The organism is Thermosynechococcus sp. JY1331 (assembly GCF_031583475.1).
Classification (GTDB): Bacteria; Cyanobacteriota; Cyanobacteriia; order Thermosynechococcales; family Thermosynechococcaceae; genus Thermosynechococcus.
Window position 1 is genome coordinate 2,324,255 of the sequence record NZ_CP134180.1, and the last position, 21,708, is coordinate 2,345,962.

At 52.0% G+C, this 21,708-nt stretch carries 19 protein-coding genes and 1 tRNA gene; 12 read left to right on the plus strand and 8 right to left on the minus strand.

Annotated elements, in window-relative coordinates:
• Positions 1-7: 7 nt before the first annotated feature.
• On the minus strand, positions 8-1,351 hold the full coding sequence (locus tag RHJ31_RS11395; protein ID WP_149817309.1) for an adenylosuccinate synthase: 1,344 nt from the start codon (positions 1,349-1,351) through the stop codon (positions 8-10).
• Between the two features lie 142 nt (positions 1,352-1,493).
• Here RHJ31_RS11395 and RHJ31_RS11400 point away from each other — a divergent pair.
• The 4 genes from RHJ31_RS11400 to RHJ31_RS11415 all read left to right on the plus strand — a co-directional run bounded on the left by RHJ31_RS11400 (position 1,494) and on the right by RHJ31_RS11415 (position 4,090).
• Positions 1,494-1,565, plus strand: a tRNA-Thr gene (locus RHJ31_RS11400).
• A 41-nt stretch (positions 1,566-1,606) separates the two neighbouring features.
• Positions 1,607-2,239, plus strand: coding sequence for a Holliday junction branch migration protein RuvA (gene ruvA / locus RHJ31_RS11405; protein ID WP_302677818.1), 633 nt, complete (start codon positions 1,607-1,609; stop codon positions 2,237-2,239).
• A gap of 41 nt (positions 2,240-2,280) precedes the next feature.
• Positions 2,281-3,258, plus strand: coding sequence for a DNA (cytosine-5-)-methyltransferase (dcm, locus tag RHJ31_RS11410; protein ID WP_302676670.1), 978 nt, complete (start codon positions 2,281-2,283; stop codon positions 3,256-3,258).
• 7 nt (positions 3,259-3,265) lie between these two features.
• A complete protein-coding gene (locus RHJ31_RS11415; RefSeq protein WP_302676671.1) occupies positions 3,266-4,090 on the plus strand; it encodes a BsaWI family type II restriction enzyme in 825 nt (274 codons plus the stop codon).
• Between the two features lie 69 nt (positions 4,091-4,159).
• On the opposite strand, the gene RHJ31_RS11420 is transcribed toward RHJ31_RS11415, so the two are convergent.
• Entirely contained in the window at positions 4,160-5,110 is a 951-nt protein-coding gene (locus RHJ31_RS11420) for a hypothetical protein (protein WP_302676672.1), read from the minus strand.
• A gap of 292 nt (positions 5,111-5,402) precedes the next feature.
• Between RHJ31_RS11420 and RHJ31_RS11425 the strand changes: the two genes are divergently transcribed.
• The 4 genes from RHJ31_RS11425 to RHJ31_RS11440 all read left to right on the plus strand — a co-directional run bounded on the left by RHJ31_RS11425 (position 5,403) and on the right by RHJ31_RS11440 (position 9,403).
• Positions 5,403-5,693 carry a YggT family protein gene (locus tag RHJ31_RS11425; protein WP_149817300.1) on the plus strand — a complete coding sequence of 97 codons (291 nt, stop codon included), beginning with the start codon at positions 5,403-5,405 and terminating at the stop codon, positions 5,691-5,693.
• 28 nt (positions 5,694-5,721) lie between these two features.
• The gene (mnmG, locus tag RHJ31_RS11430) at positions 5,722-7,635 is read left to right on the plus strand and encodes a tRNA uridine-5-carboxymethylaminomethyl(34) synthesis enzyme MnmG (RefSeq protein ID WP_302676673.1); all 1,914 of its coding nucleotides are present in this window, start codon (positions 5,722-5,724) and stop codon (positions 7,633-7,635) included.
• A 134-nt stretch (positions 7,636-7,769) separates the two neighbouring features.
• Positions 7,770-8,342, plus strand: coding sequence for a Uma2 family endonuclease (locus RHJ31_RS11435; protein ID WP_206201247.1), 573 nt, complete (start codon positions 7,770-7,772; stop codon positions 8,340-8,342).
• 224 nt (positions 8,343-8,566) lie between these two features.
• Positions 8,567-9,403 (plus strand): EcsC family protein, encoded by an 837-nt coding sequence (locus tag RHJ31_RS11440; protein WP_302676674.1) that lies wholly within the window; start codon positions 8,567-8,569, stop codon positions 9,401-9,403.
• Between the two features lie 145 nt (positions 9,404-9,548).
• On the opposite strand, the gene RHJ31_RS11445 is transcribed toward RHJ31_RS11440, so the two are convergent.
• From RHJ31_RS11445 to RHJ31_RS11470, 6 genes are all read right to left on the minus strand, one after another.
• Positions 9,549-10,631: a hypothetical protein gene (locus RHJ31_RS11445; RefSeq protein WP_302676675.1), complete on the minus strand. Its 1,083-nt coding sequence runs from the start codon at positions 10,629-10,631 to the stop codon at positions 9,549-9,551.
• A 299-nt stretch (positions 10,632-10,930) separates the two neighbouring features.
• A complete protein-coding gene (locus RHJ31_RS11450; protein ID WP_302676676.1) occupies positions 10,931-13,180 on the minus strand; it encodes a cation:proton antiporter in 2,250 nt (749 codons plus the stop codon).
• An 11-nt stretch (positions 13,181-13,191) separates the two neighbouring features.
• On the minus strand, positions 13,192-14,526 hold the full coding sequence (gene opcA, locus RHJ31_RS11455) for a glucose-6-phosphate dehydrogenase assembly protein OpcA (RefSeq protein ID WP_302676677.1): 1,335 nt from the start codon (positions 14,524-14,526) through the stop codon (positions 13,192-13,194).
• A 66-nt stretch (positions 14,527-14,592) separates the two neighbouring features.
• Entirely contained in the window at positions 14,593-16,122 is a 1,530-nt protein-coding gene (gene zwf, locus RHJ31_RS11460; protein WP_302676678.1) for a glucose-6-phosphate dehydrogenase, read from the minus strand.
• A gap of 3 nt (positions 16,123-16,125) precedes the next feature.
• Positions 16,126-17,172 carry a class 1 fructose-bisphosphatase gene (fbp, locus tag RHJ31_RS11465; RefSeq protein WP_206201242.1) on the minus strand — a complete coding sequence of 349 codons (1,047 nt, stop codon included), beginning with the start codon at positions 17,170-17,172 and terminating at the stop codon, positions 16,126-16,128.
• 77 nt (positions 17,173-17,249) lie between these two features.
• Positions 17,250-18,260, minus strand: coding sequence for an isochorismatase (locus tag RHJ31_RS11470; RefSeq protein WP_302676679.1), 1,011 nt, complete (start codon positions 18,258-18,260; stop codon positions 17,250-17,252).
• A gap of 173 nt (positions 18,261-18,433) precedes the next feature.
• On the opposite strand from RHJ31_RS11470, the gene RHJ31_RS11475 reads away from it, so the two are divergent.
• The 4 genes from RHJ31_RS11475 to RHJ31_RS11490 are packed head-to-tail and all read left to right on the plus strand — an operon-like array spanning position 18,434 to position 21,592.
• The gene (locus RHJ31_RS11475) at positions 18,434-19,042 is read left to right on the plus strand and encodes a hypothetical protein (RefSeq protein ID WP_206201240.1); all 609 of its coding nucleotides are present in this window, start codon (positions 18,434-18,436) and stop codon (positions 19,040-19,042) included.
• Between the two features lie 44 nt (positions 19,043-19,086).
• Positions 19,087-20,328 carry a hypothetical protein gene (locus RHJ31_RS11480; protein WP_302676680.1) on the plus strand — a complete coding sequence of 414 codons (1,242 nt, stop codon included), beginning with the start codon at positions 19,087-19,089 and terminating at the stop codon, positions 20,326-20,328.
• Positions 20,329-20,342: 14 nt separating this feature from the next.
• Positions 20,343-20,639 (plus strand): hypothetical protein, encoded by a 297-nt coding sequence (locus RHJ31_RS11485; protein WP_206201238.1) that lies wholly within the window; start codon positions 20,343-20,345, stop codon positions 20,637-20,639.
• Between the two features lie 8 nt (positions 20,640-20,647).
• Positions 20,648-21,592 (plus strand): branched-chain amino acid ABC transporter permease, encoded by a 945-nt coding sequence (locus tag RHJ31_RS11490; protein ID WP_302676681.1) that lies wholly within the window; start codon positions 20,648-20,650, stop codon positions 21,590-21,592.
• Positions 21,593-21,708 lie beyond the last annotated feature (116 nt).

The following is a 21,708-nucleotide window of genomic DNA, read 5'->3' on the forward strand; positions in this document are numbered from 1 at the left end:
ACTCCAATTAAGATAAAACGGGATGGACTTGGGTGCCATCATCCTTGAGGAGTGCCCGTTTCGGACCATGGATTGGATCCTCAACAATGATGGTTTGGCTGCGCTCTGCCCCCAACGAGACAATGGCGATGGGCACAGACATAATTTCAGCCAAAAACTTGAGATAGTTCAATGCCGCCTTGGGCAGATCATCAAGGGAGCGGCAATGACGGGTGGATTGCTGCCACCCCGGCAGGGTTTCATAGATGGGACGACAGCGGGCAAATTTGAGGGCATTGCTGGGGAAGTGTTCGCAGCGCTCACCGTCAATATCGTAGGCAACACAGACTTTGATCTCTGGCAGCTCATCGAGGACATCGAGCTTCGTAATTGCTAAGCAATCGAGACCATTGATGCGCACCGCATAACGGCCAATCACGGCATCAAACCAGCCACAGCGGCGGCGCCGTCCAGTTGTGGTACCAAATTCAGCACCGCGATCGCCCAAGAGTTCTCCCACCTCATCCAGTAATTCCGTTGGAAAAGGCCCTTCGCCGACCCGCGTGGTATAGGCTTTGGCCACACCAATGACGCGGTCAATCATCGTTGGACCAATCCCCGCCCCGACACAAGCACCCCCGGCCACAGGGTTTGAGGAGGTGACGTAGGGATAGGTGCCATGGTCAAGGTCTAAAAGAGTACCTTGGGCACCTTCAAAGAGAATGTTGCGCCGCCGGCGGATGGCATCATCCAGCACGAGGGAACCATCGACAATGTGCGATCGCAGGCGCTCACCGTAGGCACAGTACTCTTCAATGATCGGCTGCGGTTCGAGGGGCGCCAGTCCGTAGAGCTTTTCGAGGATCAAATTCTTTTGGGCGATCGCCCACTCCAGCTTGGCGGCCAACTGATCAGCATCCAGCAGATCCAGCATGCGGATCCCCGTGCGCTCCGATTTATCGGCATAGGTAGGGCCAATGCCGCGTCCCGTGGTACCAATGCGGCGCGAGCCACGCCGTTCCTCAGCGGCAATATCCAACTGGCGGTGGTAGGGCATTGTCACATGGGCTGTTTCTGCAATCAGCAGATTCTCAGTGCTTACCCCCAACTGTTCCAGTTGTTCGAGTTCCTCAAGGAGCACCTTCGGATCCACCACCGTTCCCGCGCCAATGATGCACTGGGTATCAGGGTAGAGAATCCCTGACGGAATCAGGTGCAATTTCAGGGTCTGGTCTTTGACGACAATCGTGTGACCTGCATTGACACCGCCCTGATAGCGGACTACCACATCGGCAGACTTGCTCAGGAGATCGGTGATTTTACCCTTGCCTTCATCGCCCCACTGGGCACCAACAACGACGACGTTTGCCAAGTGATTTTCTTAACTCGTTAATTAACACAATCGTCTATTATAACCTTTGGAGCAAATGCACACAAGCGCGCGATCGCAAAAATTTTGCCATTGCCCTGCCCGTCCTAGGGGCGATCGTGCTAGTATAAGAAATGCTTTGAATGCCGATGTAGCTCAGTGGTAGAGCACTCGATTCGTAATCGAGCGGTCGTGAGTTCGAATCTCATCATCGGCTTGGCTCACCCATTTCCAATCGTCTGCGAGCAGGAACAGACTGTGTTTGCCTACCTCAGAGGAACTGTTGTTGCCCATCAATCGGAGGGGAGCCATCGCTCTGCCCTCATCCTAGAGGTGAATGGGGTCGGCTATCGCTTACTGGTCCCGTCCCATCTGTTGCGGCAGTACCCACCGAGTGCTGAGGTGGTGCAGATTTTTACCCATCTCAGTGTCCGTGAGGATCAGATGCTCCTCTATGGCTTTGCCTCGGCAGCGGAGCGGGATCTCTTTTTGCGTTTGATCCGTGTCAATGGGGTTGGGTCACAGATGGCGCTATCGTTGCTGGATACCCTACCTTTGCCAGAGCTAGTCCAAGCGATCGTCAGTGGCAATACCCGTCGTCTCAGCCGCGCGCCCGGAGTCGGCAATAAAACCGCTGAGCGCATTGCCTTGGAACTGAAAGCCGCCCTGAGTGCTTGGCGACAGGAAACGGGGTTAACAACGGCTCCCGCTGGCCTGCCCACGGAAGCGATGCGTGAAGAACTGGAGTTGACTCTTTTAGCCTTGGGTTATAGCGATCGCGAGATTGAAGCTGCCCTTACTGCCATCGGCCAAACGAGCACCCTCGCCAAGAATAGCGATCCAGAGGCATGGCTACGGGAAGCCATCACATGGCTAAGTGCCAATACCTAGGCTTTAGGATAAATAGAGACGACACTTAACTCTAGACTGCTATGGGGCAGCCAACCTTCATTGATCTATTTGCTGGCATCGGTGGCATGCGGCTCGGTTTTAGCCAAGCAGGTGGTTGCTGTGTTTTTAGCTCAGAGTGGAATAAGTTTGCCCAAATAACCTACGAAGCAAACTTTGGCGAAGTGCCAGCAGGAGACATTACTCAAATCCCCTCGGAGAGGATTCCTGACCATGACATATTATTAGCGGGTTTTCCCTGTCAGCCCTTTAGCATTGCGGGTGTCAGCAAGCACAATGCCCTAGGAATGAATCATGGTTTTCAGCACCCGACTCAAGGCAATCTATTTTTTGAAATTGCGAGGATCATCAACGATAAACGTCCTAGGGCTTTTTTGCTAGAAAATGTTAAAAATCTTCAAAGCCACGATCGCGGTAGAACCTTTCAAAGGATTCAAGAAATTCTAAATGATTTGGGATACTACATCTATTACCAAGTCATCAATGCTGTTCATTTTGTGCCCCAGCATCGAGAAAGAATTTTTATTGTGGGTTTTAGAGAACCCCTTGAATTTACATTTCCTCAGGTACCAATTCAGCAACATAGAGTTAGGGATATTCTGGAACCGTCAGTAGATGCTAAATATACGTTGAGCAATCATCTGTGGCAGTATTTGCAAAACTATGCTGAAAAGCATCGTGCCCGTGGTAATGGATTTGGCTATGGTCTAGTTGATTTAGAGGGAGTAACCCGAACATTAAGCGCAAGGTATTACAAAGATGGCTCGGAAATCCTCATTCCCCAAGAAAACAAGAATCCCCGCCGCCTGACGCCAAGGGAATGTGCCCGCTTAATGGGGTTTCCCGACTCTTTCAAAATTGTGGTGAGTGATACAAGGGCATACCAGCAGTTTGGCAATTCAGTTGTGGTGCCGTTGGTGAAAGTTATTGCTGATGAGATATTAAAATCCCTAAAGCAGGGAAAATTATTAAAACAAACTAGGCAGCTTACGCTCTTTTAGTTCAGATATGTCATTCAAGGTTTTAAGCAAGCAGGAAAAGAAAGTTTTAAGAAAGATATGTTCAGGCAATAAGTATTACATGAAGCCTATTGTTAAGAGAATTAATCAATGGGTTGCTAGTCAGAAAAACATTAAGGAAGCATGGCTATTAGTGCTTAACCAGTTACACGACATCATACGAGCTTCTCAGATTGATGTGGAAATACTTTTAGATCAAAAGGTTCAACAGGGGAAAATAGAGAATAAAAATCAAGCAATAAAGAGCATTGCTGGCAATGCTTTTTCAAACGCCTTAATTTACATCTTTCTTGTTAACAAGTGTTGCAAAAACATACCTGAATGGATGTTCATAACATCTCAGCTATCAAGTGTTCCAAATTTCAGGCAGTCAATTAATATCAATATCCAAAATGAAGTGCAAAAACCAGATATGGATATTGTGATTTATGCAAATAATAATATTAAGCAAAAACATACACCTGAAAGCTATATCATTTTGTCTCTTAAAACATCCTTAAGGGAAAGGGCGGCTCAAACTTATAAGTGGAAACTCCTAATGGAAGTTGCTCTACATAGCCCTGAATTATGCGAAAAATATAATATCTCCTATCGATCGTCAGTAGTTCCGATTATTTGCTTTGCAACAACAAACTTTTATAACGAAATTAATAACCCTCAGCAACGCGGAATGTTGAAATTCTTTGATCGGTCTTTTATCGCTAAGGAAATAATAGATTTTACAGAAGATGCGTTTATTTATCCTCTTTCTAACTTAATTCCATTTGCTATAGAAAAGCTGTCAAATCCCTATGTTCAGCTTAGTTTGTTTTAACCCCCAAATAAAAAAGGGGCAGTTTTATGCCCCCTAGTATTAGCAAACTATAGCGAACAATTTGAATCTCTAGGAAAACATCGGCAGGTGAGAATAGATGGCTGTCCACAGCGGACTCCAAGGCCCAAGGTTGAGTACTAGAGTTGCGATCGCCACGGTGCTGCTGAGCCATGTCAGCCATTGGGCGTAGATATTTGCTCCTTGCTTCTGTGTTTGCAGGTGTTCAACAGTTTGCTGAAGCTGCTCGACTTCTTGGTTAAGATCTGTAATCTCATGGCGTAGCCCGTCAATTTCACGATCGCGATCGCTGAGCGTGGCATGACAGGCCGCTAGTTCTGCCTCTTTTTCGCGACAGGTGGCTTCAATCGTGGTCAGAGAAGCGGTCAATGTCGCCGTTTGACTGGCGTATTCTTCTTCGAGGCTGCTACTGCGCTGGTAGGCGGTTTCTAGCTCTTGGCGATAGCGATCGCAATTGTCCCGTAGGGCTTTGTTTTCCGCTTGGCTAGTGTTGAGGGCATGCGTCAATTCCGCCACCTGTTGGCGATAGTCACTAACTTGAGTGTGTAGTTGCTGTTGTTGGTCTTCTAGCTCTTGGCGATAGCGATCGCAATTGTCCCGTAGGGCTTCGTTTTCCGCTTGGCTAGTGTTGAGGGCATGCGTCAATTCCACCACCTGTTGGCGATAGTCACTAACTTGAGTGTGTAGTTGCTGTTGTTGGTCTTCTAGCTCTTGACAGCGGTTTTGCAACCGTTCCACCTCTGAGCGCAATTGCTCAATTTCTTGGCGCTGGCGATCGCGCTCCTGTTCACTACGGCTGACCAGTTCCTTTAGCCCTTCAATGCGCTGGGTTTGTTCGCTGACAATCCGGTGCAGGCGATCGCACTCTTCCTTCAAACGTTGCACAGAACCCTTGTACTGCCGCTGTACCCAAGCCCGCAAAAACGATAGGCCAGAGATGGTAAATCCAATCAGGGCATAGGTGCCCACCAATATATGACCCGTGGCCGACATCTGTAACATATTGAACCCCTGAACTTCAGTTGAATGTCAATGAAAACGCCGCCATCCAGAATACAGCCCTTTTCCCAAGGATGGAACCCGCCCAAAACAGTCAAAGCCGCTGTCGGACAGGCCTCTATCTCTTTATCCTTTGGCGATCGCTCCCCTATGCAGGGGCACAGCGATAACTTTATGGGAATGCATGCAGAAACTTCTATTTCCTAGTCTAGCGAGGGAGAATGACCGCTGGGGCTAGCTTCTTGCCAGCATTGGTACAATAAGGGATGCACTTGAATTTGCAAGGGGAAGACCAATGACCGAGGCACCTGTATTGCCCATTCTATTGATGGGGATTGCGAACTTTTTGCAGATCTACTTAATTGTGCTGCTGATTCGAGTTCTGCTGTCGTGGTTTCCCAATATCAACTGGTACAATCCGCCCTTTTCGATTCTCAGTCAGTTAACGGATCCCTACCTGAATATCTTTCGTGGCCTGATTCCCCCCATCGGTGGCCTTGACTTTTCGCCGATTATTGCCTTCTTCCTCTTGCAATTTATTGTCCAACTCTTATCGGGGTTCTCCAGTAGCGCCACGTTCTTCTAAACCATCGCTAGCCTAGGGTGCAATCGCCATGTCAACGCTGCCTGCGTTTCAGGATGAATTTGATGTCATTGTTGTTGGTGCCGGTCACGCCGGCTGTGAAGCGGCCTTGGCAGCGGCACGGTTGGGTTGTCGTACCCTCTTGCTGACCCTCAACCTCGATAAAATTGCTTGGCAGCCCTGTAATCCTGCCGTGGGTGGCCCCGCAAAATCGCAACTGGTGCATGAAGTGGATGCCCTTGGGGGCGAAATTGGGCGTGTGACCGATCGCACTTATCTGCAAAAGCGGCTCCTGAATGCCTCACGGGGGCCAGCGGTCTGGGCATTGCGGGCGCAAACCGATAAGCGCGAATACAGCGCCGTCATGAAGCAGGTGGTGGAAAATCAGCCCAACTTGCTCGTGCGCGAAGGCATGGTCACGGATTTAGTCCTTGATGCCAATGACACGGTGATTGGGGTTGAAACCTACTTTGGCGTCGCCTTTCGCTGTCAAGCAGTGATCCTGACAACGGGAACCTTCCTCGGTGGCCGCATTTGGGTGGGAAATAAATCCATGGCCGCTGGTCGGGCTGGCGAATTTGCCGCTGAGGGACTCTCCCAAACCTTAGCACGGCTCGGTTTTGAGGTGGATCGCCTGAAAACAGGAACGCCCGCACGGGTAGATCGGCGATCGGTGGACTACAGCAAGATGGAACCGCAACCCCCAGATGAGCAGGTACGCTGGTTTAGCTTTGACCCCACCGCATGGGTGGAAAGACCCCAAATGAACTGCTACTTGACGCGCACCACCGCTGCTACCCACCAACTCATTCGCGAAAATTTGCACCTGACGCCCGTCTATGGCGGTTGGGTGGATGCCAAAGGCCCCCGCTACTGCCCCAGCATTGAGGATAAAATTGTCCGCTTTGCTGACAAAGAAAGCCATCAAATTTTCATTGAACCCGAAGGCCGCGATACACCAGAACTCTATATCCAAGGCTTTTCCACGGGGCTACCGGAACCGCTGCAATTGCAACTGTTGCGCACCCTGCCGGGGCTAGAAAACTGCATCATGCTGCGTCCGGCCTATGCAGTGGAATACGACTACTTGCCGGCAACCCAGTGCTTTCCCACCCTGATGACGAAAAAGATTCAGGGGCTGTTTTGTGCCGGACAAATCAACGGTACCACCGGCTATGAGGAGGCCGCCGCCCAAGGGATTGTGGCCGGGATCAATGCGGCTCGCTTTGTTCAGGGGAAACCGATGATCACCTTCCCACGCCAAGAGAGCTACATCGGCACCCTGATTGATGATCTGTGCACGAAGGAACTGCGGGAACCCTACCGCATGCTCACCAGCCGCTCGGAATATCGCTTGGTGTTGCGATCGGACAATGCTGACCAGCGGCTCACCCCCTTGGGGTACGAGATTGGCTTGGTGAGTGAAGCCCAGTGGCAAGTGTTTCAAGCAAAGCAACAGCGCCTTGCGGCGGAGACCCAACGCCTGCAAATGACGCGCATTAAAGCCCATGAACCCGTGGGCGAAGCGATTGTGGCCGCGACGGGTCAAGCGATTAAGAGTGCCATTGCCCTTGATGAGTTGCTGCGGCGATCGGGGGTACATTACGACCTACTGGATCGCCATGGCCTTGGCAATCCCGATCTGACTCCCCAAGAGAAAGAGGCGGTTGAAATTGCCATTAAATACGCCGGCTACATTGAACGGCAGCAACGGGAAATTGAGCAGATTGCCCGTCAAGACCAGCGTCCGCTCCCTGCGGATTTGGATTACTTTGCCATCCCCACCCTTTCAATGGAAGCACGGGAAAAACTCAGTACCATCCGCCCCCTCACCATTGGTCAAGCCAGCCGTATTGGTGGGGTCAACCCGGCAGATATTAATGCCCTTTTGGTCTATCTCCAAGTGCAACAGCAGCGGCAATCCCTAACGGCGGTGGGGAGCTAGAACCGTGTGGCCGGCTGAACTAGAGTTGTCCTATGTCAGACATCAAGCTCCCCTGTATACTTCTGGCAACCCAGTTGGGGAAGCGAGCAAGCATCTCCCTTGGCCAAAAGCTCCCTTTTTTGCAAAACAAACCCATGATTGCTCTGAACCTGCGTCCCACGATTGAATTAACTGATGAAGCCTTCGAGCAACTTTGCCGTAGTAACCCTGAGCTACGGCTAGAGCGTAGCGCTCAGGGAGAATTGATTGCCATGGCGCCTGCCGGCAGTGAAAGTAGCCGTCAAAACCTCAGTCTCAGTGCCCAGTTATGGCACTGGAACCAACAAACAAAGCTGGGTGTAGCCTTTGACTCCTCCGCTGGTTTTCGTTTACCCAATGGCGCCATTCGCTCCCCTGATGCTGCTTGGATTGAAAAAAGTCGCTGGCAACGCCTCACCCCTGAGCAACGGCGCCGCTTTGCCCCCATCTGTCCTGATTTTGTGTTGGAACTCAAGTCGCCAACGGATGATTTGGCTGCTCTCCAAGTCAAGATGCAGGAGTATGTGGACAATGGTGCCCAACTGGGTTGGTTAGTTGATCCCGAAATGCGACAGGTTTACTGTTATCGATCTGGGCAAGCTGTGCAGGTTTTGGAACATCCCCCTTGTCTTTCAGGAGAGCCCCTGTTGCCTAACTTTGTAATGGATTTCACCTTGATTTGGGATTAGGGATTCTCTATTATAGGACGGCTCTGCCGTTCGTACTGCCCTTTCCCAGCATGAGTGTCGAGGCTTGGCGCGCCCTAAGTCAGTGCCCTGATTCGTGGAGTGGTTTGTCGCTATCGCGGTTACTCTATGGGGGAATTATGGCGCTGGTTTGTGGCGGCTTGGCAATTGCTGCGGCAGGAGCAAGGTTCTCATCTTACGGTTTGTTATCGCCGGGTGTGGCCACGATGACCCGCAATCTTGCTCTTACGGATTATGAGCGGCAACAAATTAAAAAAATCAGTGCGTGGCTGCGGGAGGAAACGAACCCTCTGCAACAGGCGGTGCAATCGGTCAATGCCACAGTCGAGCGTCGTATCAGTCGGATGTTGTCCCCTGAACATCTAGCGATTCTGCGTCAGGCGGGCGATCGCCTACTGGCCAATAGTGATCAGGCTTGGCAACACCTGAAACAGCGATTGGGGAACACTCGGATGCCAGTCGATCATTGGCAGGATCTCAAGGATCAACCCCTAGAGGTGTGCGATCGCCTGCAAGCCAGCGTTGCCGGTGCGGCCTTGACCAAAGCTGCTGTGGAAGCCCTGATCACTGCTCCCTTTGACTTTCTGGGCGAACTGGTGGATGTGGGGTTGACTCTGCTATTGGGTCTCAAAACCATTCAAGCGGTGGGCTTGTGCTATGGCTTTGGCAGTGAGACCACAGTTGAACAGCACATCATCTGGGGCACATTGGGGATCAGTTTTGCCGGCACTGCCAAGGAACGTCAGCATCTATTGTTGAGTTTGCTGCATCCTTCTGAGGACAGTGAACGGGGGGCGATCGCCGGCCTCTTGGAAGACAGTGCCTTTGAAGTTTTTACCGACAACACGGTGGAGGCGGTGTTGAGTCACGCATTAGTGATGTTGAGCGAAGAATTGAGTGGCGAGTTGATCCCCGTGATTGGCACTGCTTTGGGGGTTCTGGAAAGCGAACAATTTGCCCGAGAAGTGGCAACGACCGCGCGATATGTTTATCAGTTGCGTTGGCTACTGCGTGCTCACGGTGGCAGCGGAGTGGATGGTTGACAACGGCTACCGCCGCCAAAGTCCATGGTCGTGCCAAAATCTCTGTGGAAGAAACAATCCACTACTATCTTGCCGATGACGCTGTTTTGGAATGGCTACCTCAAGAAAAGAAACAGTCGTTTGTCACTATCGGGGTTACTCAATTTTATTCAATTAATGGAGTCAATTCTCTTTTCATTTCTTCTGCTGTCTTGATACAGTTAAATCCCCAAAAATAGTTACAGGCTTCATACTGATCATGTGTAACACTCAGTGAGATATCGCGAAATAAATTCGTTAAATATGATGAAATTGATTGATATGTTTTTCTTTCTTGATAAGATTTTATACCATTCTCTACCCTGATTTTCAAGGGAATGTTGATCAGAACATCTGCTGTACAGATTATCTGTTGTTCAAATAGCCAATGGGGTTTATTCATGTAAATACAGTACCCAATGTGAGTACCAATAGCGTTAGAAGCAGTGACATCTGACAGCCAGATGATTGATTTAAGACGATTCAGAAAATTCCAATCATAAATGTGACCTGCTGTTGTGCAGTGAAACCCTGCATTCAGGTAGAGTTCTACAATTTCAGGACGGCAATCTTTCCAGTAAAAACAAATAAGTACTGATTCAAACTGATGATCCTTTGATACTCTTCTAAGCCATTCGATAGCCTGTAAATGATTGAATGAAGTTTTAATTAGATGGGTTGAGTGTGCAGGGAAAAATAGTAGCGTTTTTCCAAGTTTTTTCTTGTAATTCTTTAGTGTTTCAATATCGATTAACTCTGCGTAATGTATATATGGCCCTATCGGTAATACTTTCCTCTCTGTATACTTTGAAATAACTTCTTTTCTAAACTCACTGAATGTAATAATTGCCCTTGCAAAGGGATCATCGTCAGGTGCTCCGGAATCATCTAGATAGCAACCATGTTCGATAGGCGCCAGAAGCTTTTTTTTAGGCTGAATGCCAGCGTAATGCTTGATTGTTTTGGATATACCATAGAGTGAGTTTTGTGAAAATTCTTCCGGAACTAAGTGATAGCAAATTCTCATAGGGATATCTACGTTATTAATATCCCGGTCAAACTGAAGTATGTTTGCATTCTTTTCTATGTAGGGCAAATATAGGTAAGACTCAAGTTTTGTAATTGGGTTTCTTGCAGGTGCAATCAGAAACAGTCTAATAGCCCTGATCGTTTTCTCAATCCCTCTTGACAAAGATTGATTTAGTAGCATGACCTCTTGTATATCCTTTTTTAGAGGAGGAATAATTCTTCGTCTAAGATTATACTAGGCGCTGATTCTTATTAACAGAAGCTAAAGCTAATTTGGTTAGTAATAGAGTTTATTAAGTTTGGGCAAATGACATTGGCGGTGCTGTTGGGTCTGAAAATGATCCAAGAGTCGGATCTATGCTCCCAGCAGTGAGATTGCGGCTGAACAGAAGATCATTTGGGGCACGTCGGGGTGAGTTTTCTAGCTATAGTCTATAGTCAAGGATCATTAGTATCTCTACAGTGCTGGCTGCTGCGTGCTCACGGTGGCAGTGGAGTGGATCTCGCTTGCAGTTGATCGCCAATGCGCTGTAGGGCAGCCATAGAGCCAGTGAGGAGGAGGCGATCGCCCGCCATTAGGGGACAGTCCTCCTTGGGTTCCAAGAGCAGCGTTCCCTCTCGCCGCAGGGCACGGATGGTGACGGTCTCAGGCAGATGCAGATCGGCAATGGTGCGATGTTGTTCGCCAATCTCTTTGGGCAACATGATCCAAAGAAACAAGGTTTCTCCTTGGGGCACACTGACACGGCCATTGATCAGGGCTTCACAAGCTGCAAACTCTGCTGGCTGACCAACAATCAGGAGGCGATCGCCCCCCTGCAGACAGGTTTCACCACTGGGATAATCCACCTCAGTACCATCGGCACGGACAATGGCCAACAGAGTCACCCCCGTCAACTGGCGCAGTTGAATTTCCGCAAGACTCATGCCCCGAATGGGGGAATCCTCAGGGACGGTCAGCCAGCGACTATTCATATCCTGAGCCGCTTGCCGCAGGAGACGGGCGGTTCTCTCAGGGGGAGTATCGCCGCGCAAATTGGCGTAGTGGCTGTCGCGCACCTGTTGTACCTGCTGCTGAATGTGGCGTTCACCCATGCCTAGCGTAAAGAATAGATGAGCGGCCAACTCCAGACTGGCTTCAAACTCGGGCTGCACCACCTCCCGTGCCCCCAGTTGATAAAGCAACTCAATGTCGCGATCGCTATTGGCGCGCACAATGACATCCAGTTCCGGGGCAAACTCTAGGGCACGCTTGAGACAGAGGCGGGTACTCATACTCTCCGAGAGGGCGATCGCCATACCAAGGGCTTGATCGACGCCTGCTTTGGCCAGAATGGTGGTACTAGCAGCATTGCCGTAAATGTAGGGCAGTTGGGCAGCGCGCACTTCGTTAATCACCGTTTCACTTTGCTCAATGACCAACACGGGATAATTTTGTTTTTGGAGGAGTTTCACCACACTCTTGCCGACGCGACCATAGCCACAGACAATCACATGGTTCCGCTGCGGCAACCCCGTTAAATCCATGTCGAGGATTTCATCTTCCTTGAGGATGCGGCGCAGTAGGGGCAGTTCCAACAGTACAGGCACCAGCTTTAACAAAAAGGGCGTCACCAGCAACGTCACTGCTGTCGTGCCGAGGGTGAGCAGATAAACTTGTTGGGACACCAATCCCAAGCCCCGCCCTGCCGTCAGCAGCACAAAGGAAAATTCCCCAATCTGAGCCAGCCCAATCCCCGCCAGTAATGACGTTTTCCACGAATAGCCAAAGAGCTTGACTATGGGGGTGGTGATCAGGAATTTACCCAGAATCACTAGGCTGACCAGTTCAATAATGCGATCCAAGTGCTGCCAGAGAAACACTGGATCAATGAGCATACCAATGGAAGCGAAGAAGAGCGTGGTAAAGACATCGCGGATCGATTCCACGTAATCGAGAGTTTGATCGGCATACTCCACCTCGGAGATCATCAGACCGGCAATAAAGGCACCAATCTCAATCGAAAGCCCCAAATACTGGGTCAGCAGGGCAATTCCCAAACAGAGGGCAACGACGCCTAAAAGGAAAAGCTCACGACTTTCTGTTTTGGCCAGTAGCCGTAGCAGAGGCGGCAGCAACCACATCCCAGCGGCGATCGCCCCCACGGCAATCAAAGCAATGGTCAAGACTGCTTGGCCGAGGGCAAGTCCCAACTCCTCTGGGGGTTTGTTCAGGGCGGGTAAGACGGCAATCATCAAGCCCACCGCCAGATCCTGCACCACCAAGATGCCCAGCATAATTTGCCCTTGGATCGACTCCAGCTCATTGCGATCCATGAGGCTGCGCAGCACCACTGCTGTTGAAGAGAGGGAGAGGACAGCACCGAGGAAAATCCCCTGATTGGGGGAACTTACCCAGCCAACTCCAACGGAAATGAGCATTGTAACTGCAATGGTCAGGAAAATTTGCAGGGCACTGCCCCCCAAGCTAACCCCTTGAACTTTGCGAATTTCACCGAGGGAGAAGCTCACCCCCAGGGCAAAGAGCAAAAAGGCCACCCCCAGTTGTGCCAAACCTTCCACTTGAGGTACTTCCTTGAGGAGTCCCAAGCCCGTTGGCCCGACCAACATACCGGCCAACAGGTAGCCCAGCAGGATCGGTTGTCGCAGCAAAGCCGCCAACACACCCCCCACTGCCGCTGCCCCCAGTACCACACTGAGGTCAATGACAAGGCGAAAATCTTCGGTCATGGGATCTCATGCTAGGGCATCAAGGCTAGCATCTGAGCCACAACGGCAAAACTCTCACTGTAGAGGAAGTCTTGTCCCCAGCGCTGAAGTTCCTGACTCAAGAGGATCTCAGCCGTGAGATCACTCAGGGGAGACACATGATAAGTACGGCACATTTGAGCACTGCCCCCGGCCTCCATGCGCATACAGCCACGGGTTTCTGAGCAAATGATTGTACAGCAATCGGCTTGGAGATTGGAGGAGGTGAGTTTGAGGTCAATTAAATCCCCCAGCACGAGGCCAGCATCACCCGTGGGAATGCCTGCTAATTCTGCCTTAATCAACCGTTGATCGGAGGCCACCAGTTCCACGTGATAGACATCATAGTCACCGCACTCGTGGCGGATCTGGCGCGGCTGCCACTGAAGCCGGGAAGCTAACCAGCCAAGGTACATTAAAGCTTGGGCGGGATTGCCCTTTTCGTAGTCAATGACCACCTGATCAATTTCCTGAATGGCCAAACGGCGTTCGGGGGGATCAAAGGCTTCGGCGGCCAGTTCTTGCCATGCCCCCAGACGGCGCCAGTTCAAATCTGCGAGGGGAAGGTTCTGCTCCAGCAAAGGCGCGATCGCCCGCAAGCCCCGCAGCGGATCGAGAAATTCACTGGAATCCACAATCACGCGGCTAAATTGGGGCGCAAGGGTTTGAAACAACTCAAAGTTATTGAACAAGTCCCCCTTCCACCACAAAAAGCGGGGGAGTTCGCGAATGATTAAAGACTGCAACAGGGGTTCCACCCGCTGGAAGGCGCTATGGGTGCCCTTGAGGGTAATGTATTCACAGCAAACGAGGGAACTGCGCATCTTTTTGTTGATCGGGCAGTAGGCCGCCACCTGAGCAGTAATTCCCGTATCTTCGCCAAGGGTAGGACACAGGGCAATCACCCGACAGGGATTTTGGCTGGCGATCGCGTCAGCAATGCCACTACCGCGCATATCCACGGCATAGCGATCGCTCCGAGAGGTTCCCTGAGCATATTCTGCCTGCAAGGCCTGCCGCAGTTGGGGCGTGACTCGACCTGTCAAGGGCAAGTTGTGATTCTTTTCAGCAGCACGAATCGCCGACTGCATGCGGGGGCCAAGGATACCATCAATGGGGCCTGTGTAGTAGCCCAAGGCCGCTAGCAATTGTTGGGTATCATCCGCCTCATAGACAACTAGGGTAAAGGTGGTTGCCCGCACTGCTGCTGGCGCCGTACCATCCCCGCCATGGCTGAGCCAAATTTGCCGCAAACTTTGCTCAATATCATCCAACGAGACATCCACGGGATCTTGGAGCGCTACGAGGGGAGTTGATTCAGTTGCCATACCTAGCTACCTATCTGTGAATGAAGTTCGGCCTTGATTCCCATCTCTTCCCATGATGGATAAAGATCACAGTCGCCGCCACCGCCGACCATCGGCATTAATCATCGCTTCTGCGGCATCGGGATCCCATGTCCCCGCTTCATAGGTGGGAATCGTGTCCGGATCCGTAGGGGCATCCCAAGCACTGAGCACCGGCATCACCACCCGCCAAGCCGCTTCCACCTCATCCGCCCGGGTAAACAGGGTTTGATCCCCGAGCATGCAGTCCAGCAAGAGCCGCGCATAGGCATCCGCCGTTGCCATTCCAAAGGAAGAGCCGTAGCTAAAGTCCATTTCCACCGTGCGCGTGCGCAGATCTGCACCGGGCATCTTTGCCTCAAAGCGCAGGGCAATCCCCTCATTCGGCTGGATACGCATTGTTAGAATATTGGGGTTGGTTTGGCGGGCGGCCGACTGGAAAATCAGCAGGGGCACATCGCGAAACTGAATCGAGATTTCCGTCACTTTTTTTGCCAAGCGTTTACCCGTGCGCAAATAAAAGGGCACCCCCTGCCAGCGCCAGTTATCAATCACCAGTTTGAGTGCCACATAGGTGGGCGTGGTGGAGGTGGGACTCACCCCCGGTTCTTCGCGGTAACCCACCACAGGTTTGCCCTTCATCCAGCCGGCTCGGTATTGGCCGCGGACAGCACAGGCATCGAGATTATCCAAATCTGCTAAACGGGTGGCTTGGAGCACCTTCACCTTTTCGTTGCGCAGACTATCGGCATCAAGGGCATTGGGGGGTTCCATGGCGGTCAAGGCCAATAACTGAAGAATGTGGTTTTGCACCATGTCCCGCAGAGCACCCGAAGTTTCATAGTAGCCCGCGCGGTCTTCAACCCCCACGGTTTCGGCAACGGTAATCTGCACATGATCTACGTACTGGCGGTTCCAGAGGGGTTCAAAAATAGCATTAGCAAAGCGAAACACCATCAGGTTTTGAACGGTTTCTTTGCCGAGGTAGTGGTCAATACGGTAAACCTGCTCCTCTTTGCACACCGACTGCACCACTTCATTGAGGGCTTGGGCAGAGGTGAGATCGCGGCCAAAGGGCTTTTCAATGACGAGGCGATGCTTTTGGGGATCACTCAATAGACCGGCTGCCCCTAGTTGTTGAATCGCTTCAACAAAATAGTTCGGTGCGACCGCAAGGTAAAAGACGCGATTGCCGCGAGTTTGGCACTTTTCATCCAGCTCGGCCAAGAGGGTTTTCAGCTTGGTGTAGGCGGCGGGATCATCCATATTGCCAGAGCAGTAAAACAGGCCTTGGGCAAATTCCTGCCACAGGGGTTCCGCCTGAATGCCGCCGCCAAATTCCTCGACCCCTTGGCGCAGGTGCTCGCGAAAATAGTCATCACTCCAGTCGCGACGCGCCACACCAACAATCGTAAGTTCTGGGGGCAGACGGCGTTCCAGTTTCAGTTGATAAATGGAGGGAATGAGCTTGCGCTGGGTGAGATCTCCACTGGCACCAAAGATCACTAGAATCAGTGGTTCTGGGGTGCGCTCTTGGCGTAATCCGACCCGCAGGGGATTTTCAAATAGGGTTACCATGGGTTACACCTGTGTCACAGTTGCGTTGGCAGGGGTAGGCTGAATAAAGGATTCCACAAGGGCAACGTTCTCAGGGCTGCCAATAATGAGTGGTGTGCGCATGTGCAGATGATCAGGCACGACATCGAGGAGGGGTTGGGTGCCGGTACTGGCTTTGCCACCGGCCTGTTCCACGAGGAAGGCGATCGGTGCCGCTTCGTAGAGTAGACGCAACTTCCCCGCGGGATTTTTCTGGGTGCCCGGATAGAGAAAGACCCCCCCCTGCATGAGGATGCGGTGAATATCGCCGACAAGGGCACCACTGTAGCGGGCACTGTAGCCGGGCTGGCGATGGACATGGCGGACATAGTTACGAATGGATTCTTCCCATGCCCAGAAGTTGCCTTCGTTGACACTGTAGATGGAGCCACTAGCGGGAATTTGCAGGTTCTCGATCGCTAGAATAAACTCGCCGAGGCTAGGGTCAAGGACAAAAACATGGGTGCCCCTGCCTAGGGAATAGACCAGCATCGTACTAGGGCCATAGAGAATGTAGCCCGCGGCAATTTGCTTGTGGCCATCTTGTAGAAGATCAGCAGCGGTGCCGTCTAGATCAGTGCCCTCCTGCTGGCGAATCGCAAAAATGGAGCCTACATTGAGGTTAATGTCCACATTGGAGGAACCATCGAGGGGATCGTAAAGCAGCGTGTAGCGGCCAATGGGGCAGTTTTCGGGAATGTAGTAGGGCTTTTCCATTTCCTCAGAAGCAAGGCGACACACCAAGCCACTTTGCTTGAAGGCCGCAATAAAGACTTCATTGGCATAGACATCCATTTTTTTGACGTCTTCCCCTTGGATGTTCACTGCCCCTGTAAAGCCCAACACCCCCTCCATGAGACCCGCTCGACTCAAACGGCGAGCAATCAGTTTGCCAGCAAGGGCAATGCGATTCATCAGGGCACTCAGGTCTTGGGCAGCGGCGTCAAAGCTTTGGAGTTGCTGGAGAACGTGGCGAGATAGGGTCAAACAATCGCGATCGAGGGCTTGTTCGTGAGCTGCAAAATCAGTCATAGCCCCTCCCTAGTGAGGATGCATCTAGCCCCGATCCTAAACTGTCTCTTTTCAGAAGTGGTAAGTCTTTAGATCAACTAAAGATTCAGGGAAGCACTGCTAGTACTGATGCGGTGCATGCCGGCAGCAGCAAACTGGGCAAAGGTTGCATTGGCAGTTTCGCTGAAGTCCACGACCCCCGGCACCACCACAGGGGACATACAATCCTCAAGGAGATAGACGCGTTGCGCTAGTTGGGGATCGCGCTGCTGAATTTCACTGAGCAGGTCGGCCACCGTCCAAGCAACACAGTGACTTTTGGCTTGACCGGCAATGATCAGGCGATCGCCCGCCAGCAGATGCTCAATCAAAGCGCTATTCACCGCCACTAAAGGACGCCCTTGGAGGTCATGGCTCACCTCTGGACGCAACACCGAATAATTCTCCGTCAGGGGGTGGCTCCCCTTGAGTTCGATGCGGGTTTGCTGCTGTCGCGCCACAGTATGAAAGAAACAGGCCTCCTCCACAGCAGACACAAGGGCATGGCCAATCCCCCCCAGCATCGAGTGGTAAGGCCAAATCGTCAACGGAAATTTGCCTTTGGCGGCTAACTGGGCAACGTAGTGCCGGGCATAGGCCTGCAAACTCTCTTGATCAGTCATGCCGAGGGAGGTTAGCAGATGGGGATTGGGTTGCCATCGCCCCCGCTCAACATCGTCAACGGTAATCGTGGTTAGAGGTGGCGGCGGTTCCCCGGTAGCATCTCGCCAAAAGAGGGGATGAAAAATTTGACTGGCGGTATGGGTATCGAGGGTAACAATAATCTCGCTAATGTGGGCAAGGTGGGTGTAGATAAAGCGGCAGAGGCGTTGATTATCCGCAACCGCCCCTTGGACAAATAGCTCAAAGTCGGGTAGGCAAAAGGTGTTTTGCACATCAATGAGCAAAAGGATCGTACGCTGCCGATCCTCAGCGGCAGGGGGAATTTGATACTGCTGTGCCCATTGCCGCGCCTGCACTGCTCGCTCTTGGTAGGGAACGCGCCACACTTGAGCAACCTTAGTGGCATCAAAAAAATCGGGGATAGGCAGTTCTTTGATCGGCGCCATAGGCAAGGGATCCGCTGCAGACCCGCTGCAAAATAGTGTAAAAAGTATTTTTGGATACAATTGTTAATTTTTAATAAAAGTCTAGAATATCAGAAATTCTACGGATGCGCAACAATTGATTACCTCTATAAAGTAGAGTTAGTCAAAGCTTAATCTTGATTGGGAAATTCGCAATGCTGGTGCGTACACTCAAGAGTGTTTTAGAGCAACATATTGCCGGAGTCCCGGGCGTGTTAGCTGTGTTAATTGGCCGCACGACGGATGGAGCAACCATTGCCGAAATTAACTACAGTGGCAATAGCCTTGAAAATGAGTCCTTGAGTTCTTTGGGTGCCTATGCCAGCGATCTGCTGCGAGCCAACAATCGCGTGTGCCAAGTGGTGGATCCGGCCTCAGAGGCAGACTATCTGCTAGCGGGTTCGGCAGAGGTGCGATTGGTCATCAAAGCCTTTAGCAAAACTCCCTACTTTGTCCTCTTTCTCACCAAGGGTAGCACGAACCTGAAGCTGGTCTTTGAGCGGATCAAGGCGATCTTGGCGGATGGCAAGCCCCTGTTGCCGCCTGTCCAAGACAACACCACCTCCGTCGCTCAACTGCTGCTTAGCTATGCCCGTCGCTATGCGCCGGATCCCAACTTTGTGGCGCTGCGGCTGTCGTTGAAAACGGGCTTGCACCGCGAGCGATTGGAAAAAGGCCAGTTGGATGAACGGGAAGTGCGCATTCTCTACAAGGGCGTGGCCGATATCTTGGGTGTGGAACGCCTGCCGGTTGCCCTTCCCTAGGTTGATTTGACTCACCCTTCACCATTTAACAAAAGATTGGCCCTATGTTTGAGCATCTCCGTATCGATCGCCCCCGCAAGCTGGTGGCTTTTTTTGACGAACCAGTGATTTTCCACTGCCACCACTACAACCTATTTCTCCAGCAAACCATTGAAGACCCCGACTGGATTGATGGCGTCAGTATCCTACAGACCTCAGCCCAAGAGATTTTCTATAGCTTGCTCGCCAATGCCTTTAATACGTTGGGAGTGCAAACGCCAGCGGAACGCCTTGCCACCGCCGCCCAGATTTTTAGCTTTTTGGGCTTTGGCCGCCTCAACTTTGAGGTGACAGAAGAGGGGGGTGAGGTGGAATTAACCCACTCCCACTATGCAGAGGGCTGGCTTGGAAAATACGGTGAGCAGGTGAGCCGCACGAAACCCATTGATCACTTGGCGGTGGGTTATGTGGCCGCAGCCCTAGATGCCACCTTTGCGGCGTTGGGTACCTATGTGGCTGAAGAAACCAGTTGTATGGTAGTGACGCGGCAGGATCACTGCATGATCCATGTGACCAAAGCACCGGTGCGCCGCTCCCTAACACCGAGTCCGCAAATGGGCAAGCTCATTGATCAACCAGCGCCCCTGCCGCAGCCAGAAACCAGTGTGGACTACGATGCGGTGAACGAAGCCCTCTGGGGACTGCCCCTGGAAGGGGATGCGAATGGTCAAATCCGAGCGTTTAATGTCTTGTTAACGCGCATGCCCGCCAACTACTACAACCGCATTCAGTACCGTTTCCTTGATGAGTTGCAAAAGGTGGATCCGCAGCTTTTAGAGGTGGGGCAGGCCTTGATCCGTGAATCAGGCCATGTTTGTGTCTTTTACACCTTTGGCAATATCATGGAGTCTTTGGAGTGGGAAACGGTCGTTGGCCCGATGTTAAAAACCGATACCGATTGGATTCACGGGGGGTATGCCGTTGCCAGTAGTTTGGGATGGGGGCGTTGGCAAGCCCTAGAGGTGGTCGGGAATGAATCCTGTCGGGTGGCCATTGATGGCAACTACGAAACCAACTACTTCTTGGCTTCCTATCCCCATACCCTGCAACCGGCCTGTTATTTTGCCCAAGGGGCGGTACCGGCAATGATGAACATTGTCTATAACGGGCGCATTCAACAGAAGCCTGTCTTAGATGAGGCGTTTTACAATCGTCTCTTTCAACGGGGCGGTGTGTTTCAAGGGGCAGAGGTGAAGGCGCGGGAAAAGGGTGATCCCTGGTGTGAATTTTATGCTCAACGCCTATAAGTTAAGTTCTGAGAATGCCAATTCAACTCTCTAAACGGCGGGAATGTGGCGGTACATGGGTGGTTGATGTGGATCTGGGGCGATCGCCCACCAACGAGGAACTCACTACCCTTGCCCAGCGCCATGGTGGTCGCTGTCGCCAATTTCAACAGTTGGTGTGGCTCGATTTCCCTAGCGGTCGGATTACGGCCTCCCTGCGGCTGTCGCGTCTGACGATTCGCCTTGGGGATAACGCCCTCGAAGCAGCCATTATTGCGGAGTTGCAGCAGCTTGCTGCGGCCAGCGTGCCGGCCTGTGCAATGGATGCTTAGCAGTAATTATGGCGGGTTGGCTCGGCACGTACGACTTCCTACTGGTTTCAATGACCTTGGGGGCGATGCTGGCCTTGTCACTCTATTTGCCCCTGATGAGTGGCCAACTCTCCCTTGCGAGTCCAGCGTTTTATGCCATGGGTGGCTATATTGCTGCCTTGGTCTCAACCCGTCTTTTTCCTGACCTGAACCCCTATCCCGTGCCCTTGGTGCTGGGGGAAATGGTGTTGGCGGCTGTGGTCTGTGGTGTGGTGGGCTGGGGCTTGGGGGTGCCGGTGCTGCGGTTACGGGGCATTTATTTTGCCATTGCCACGATTGCTTTCTCTGAGGTGCTGCGGGTGTTGGCACTCAATCTGGAGGTGACCGGGGGGGCGATCGGCATCTTTGGCATTCCCCAACCCTTTAGTACACCCTTGGGCTATTTGTGGCTGACGCTGCCCTTGCTGATCATGGTGGCGATCGCCATCGGTCGCTTGGAACAGACCCGTGCGGGCAAGGCGATGCAGGCCATTCGTGCCGATGAATTGGTGGCACAGACCCTCGGTATTGATACCACTCGCTACAAGGTTTTGGGTTTTGTATTCGGGGCAATTCTAGCGGGGGTGGCGGGAGTTTTGGCGGCCCATCTTTTGAATACTTGGAATCCGCGGCAGGGCACGTTTGATACGGGGGTGTTGGCACTGACAGCAGTGCTGGTGGGGGGCAATCGCACGTTTGTGGGGGCGATCGCTGGCGGTATGCTCTTTACGGCTCTGCCCGAACTCCTGCGGGGACTCGCCGATCAACCCTATTTGCCAGTGGCAGTGGCCACTTTTTTCCGCGATGGGCGTCTGATGCTCTATGGGTTGCTGATTATCCTCGGCACACGGTTCTTTCCCCAGGGGGTGTGCCAGCCTCCCAACTGGCGATCGCTCTGGTGCACCCTATTGGGCAACAAAACGAGGAAAATGTAATCAGTCCTCCTGCATTTGGCTGCTTCATGTCCCATCTGCGTTGCCCCATTGAACCCTCTTTCTCCTGCAGCCCATCTCAGCAGCCCTCCAGCGGCGAAACGTCTATTCGTCATGGC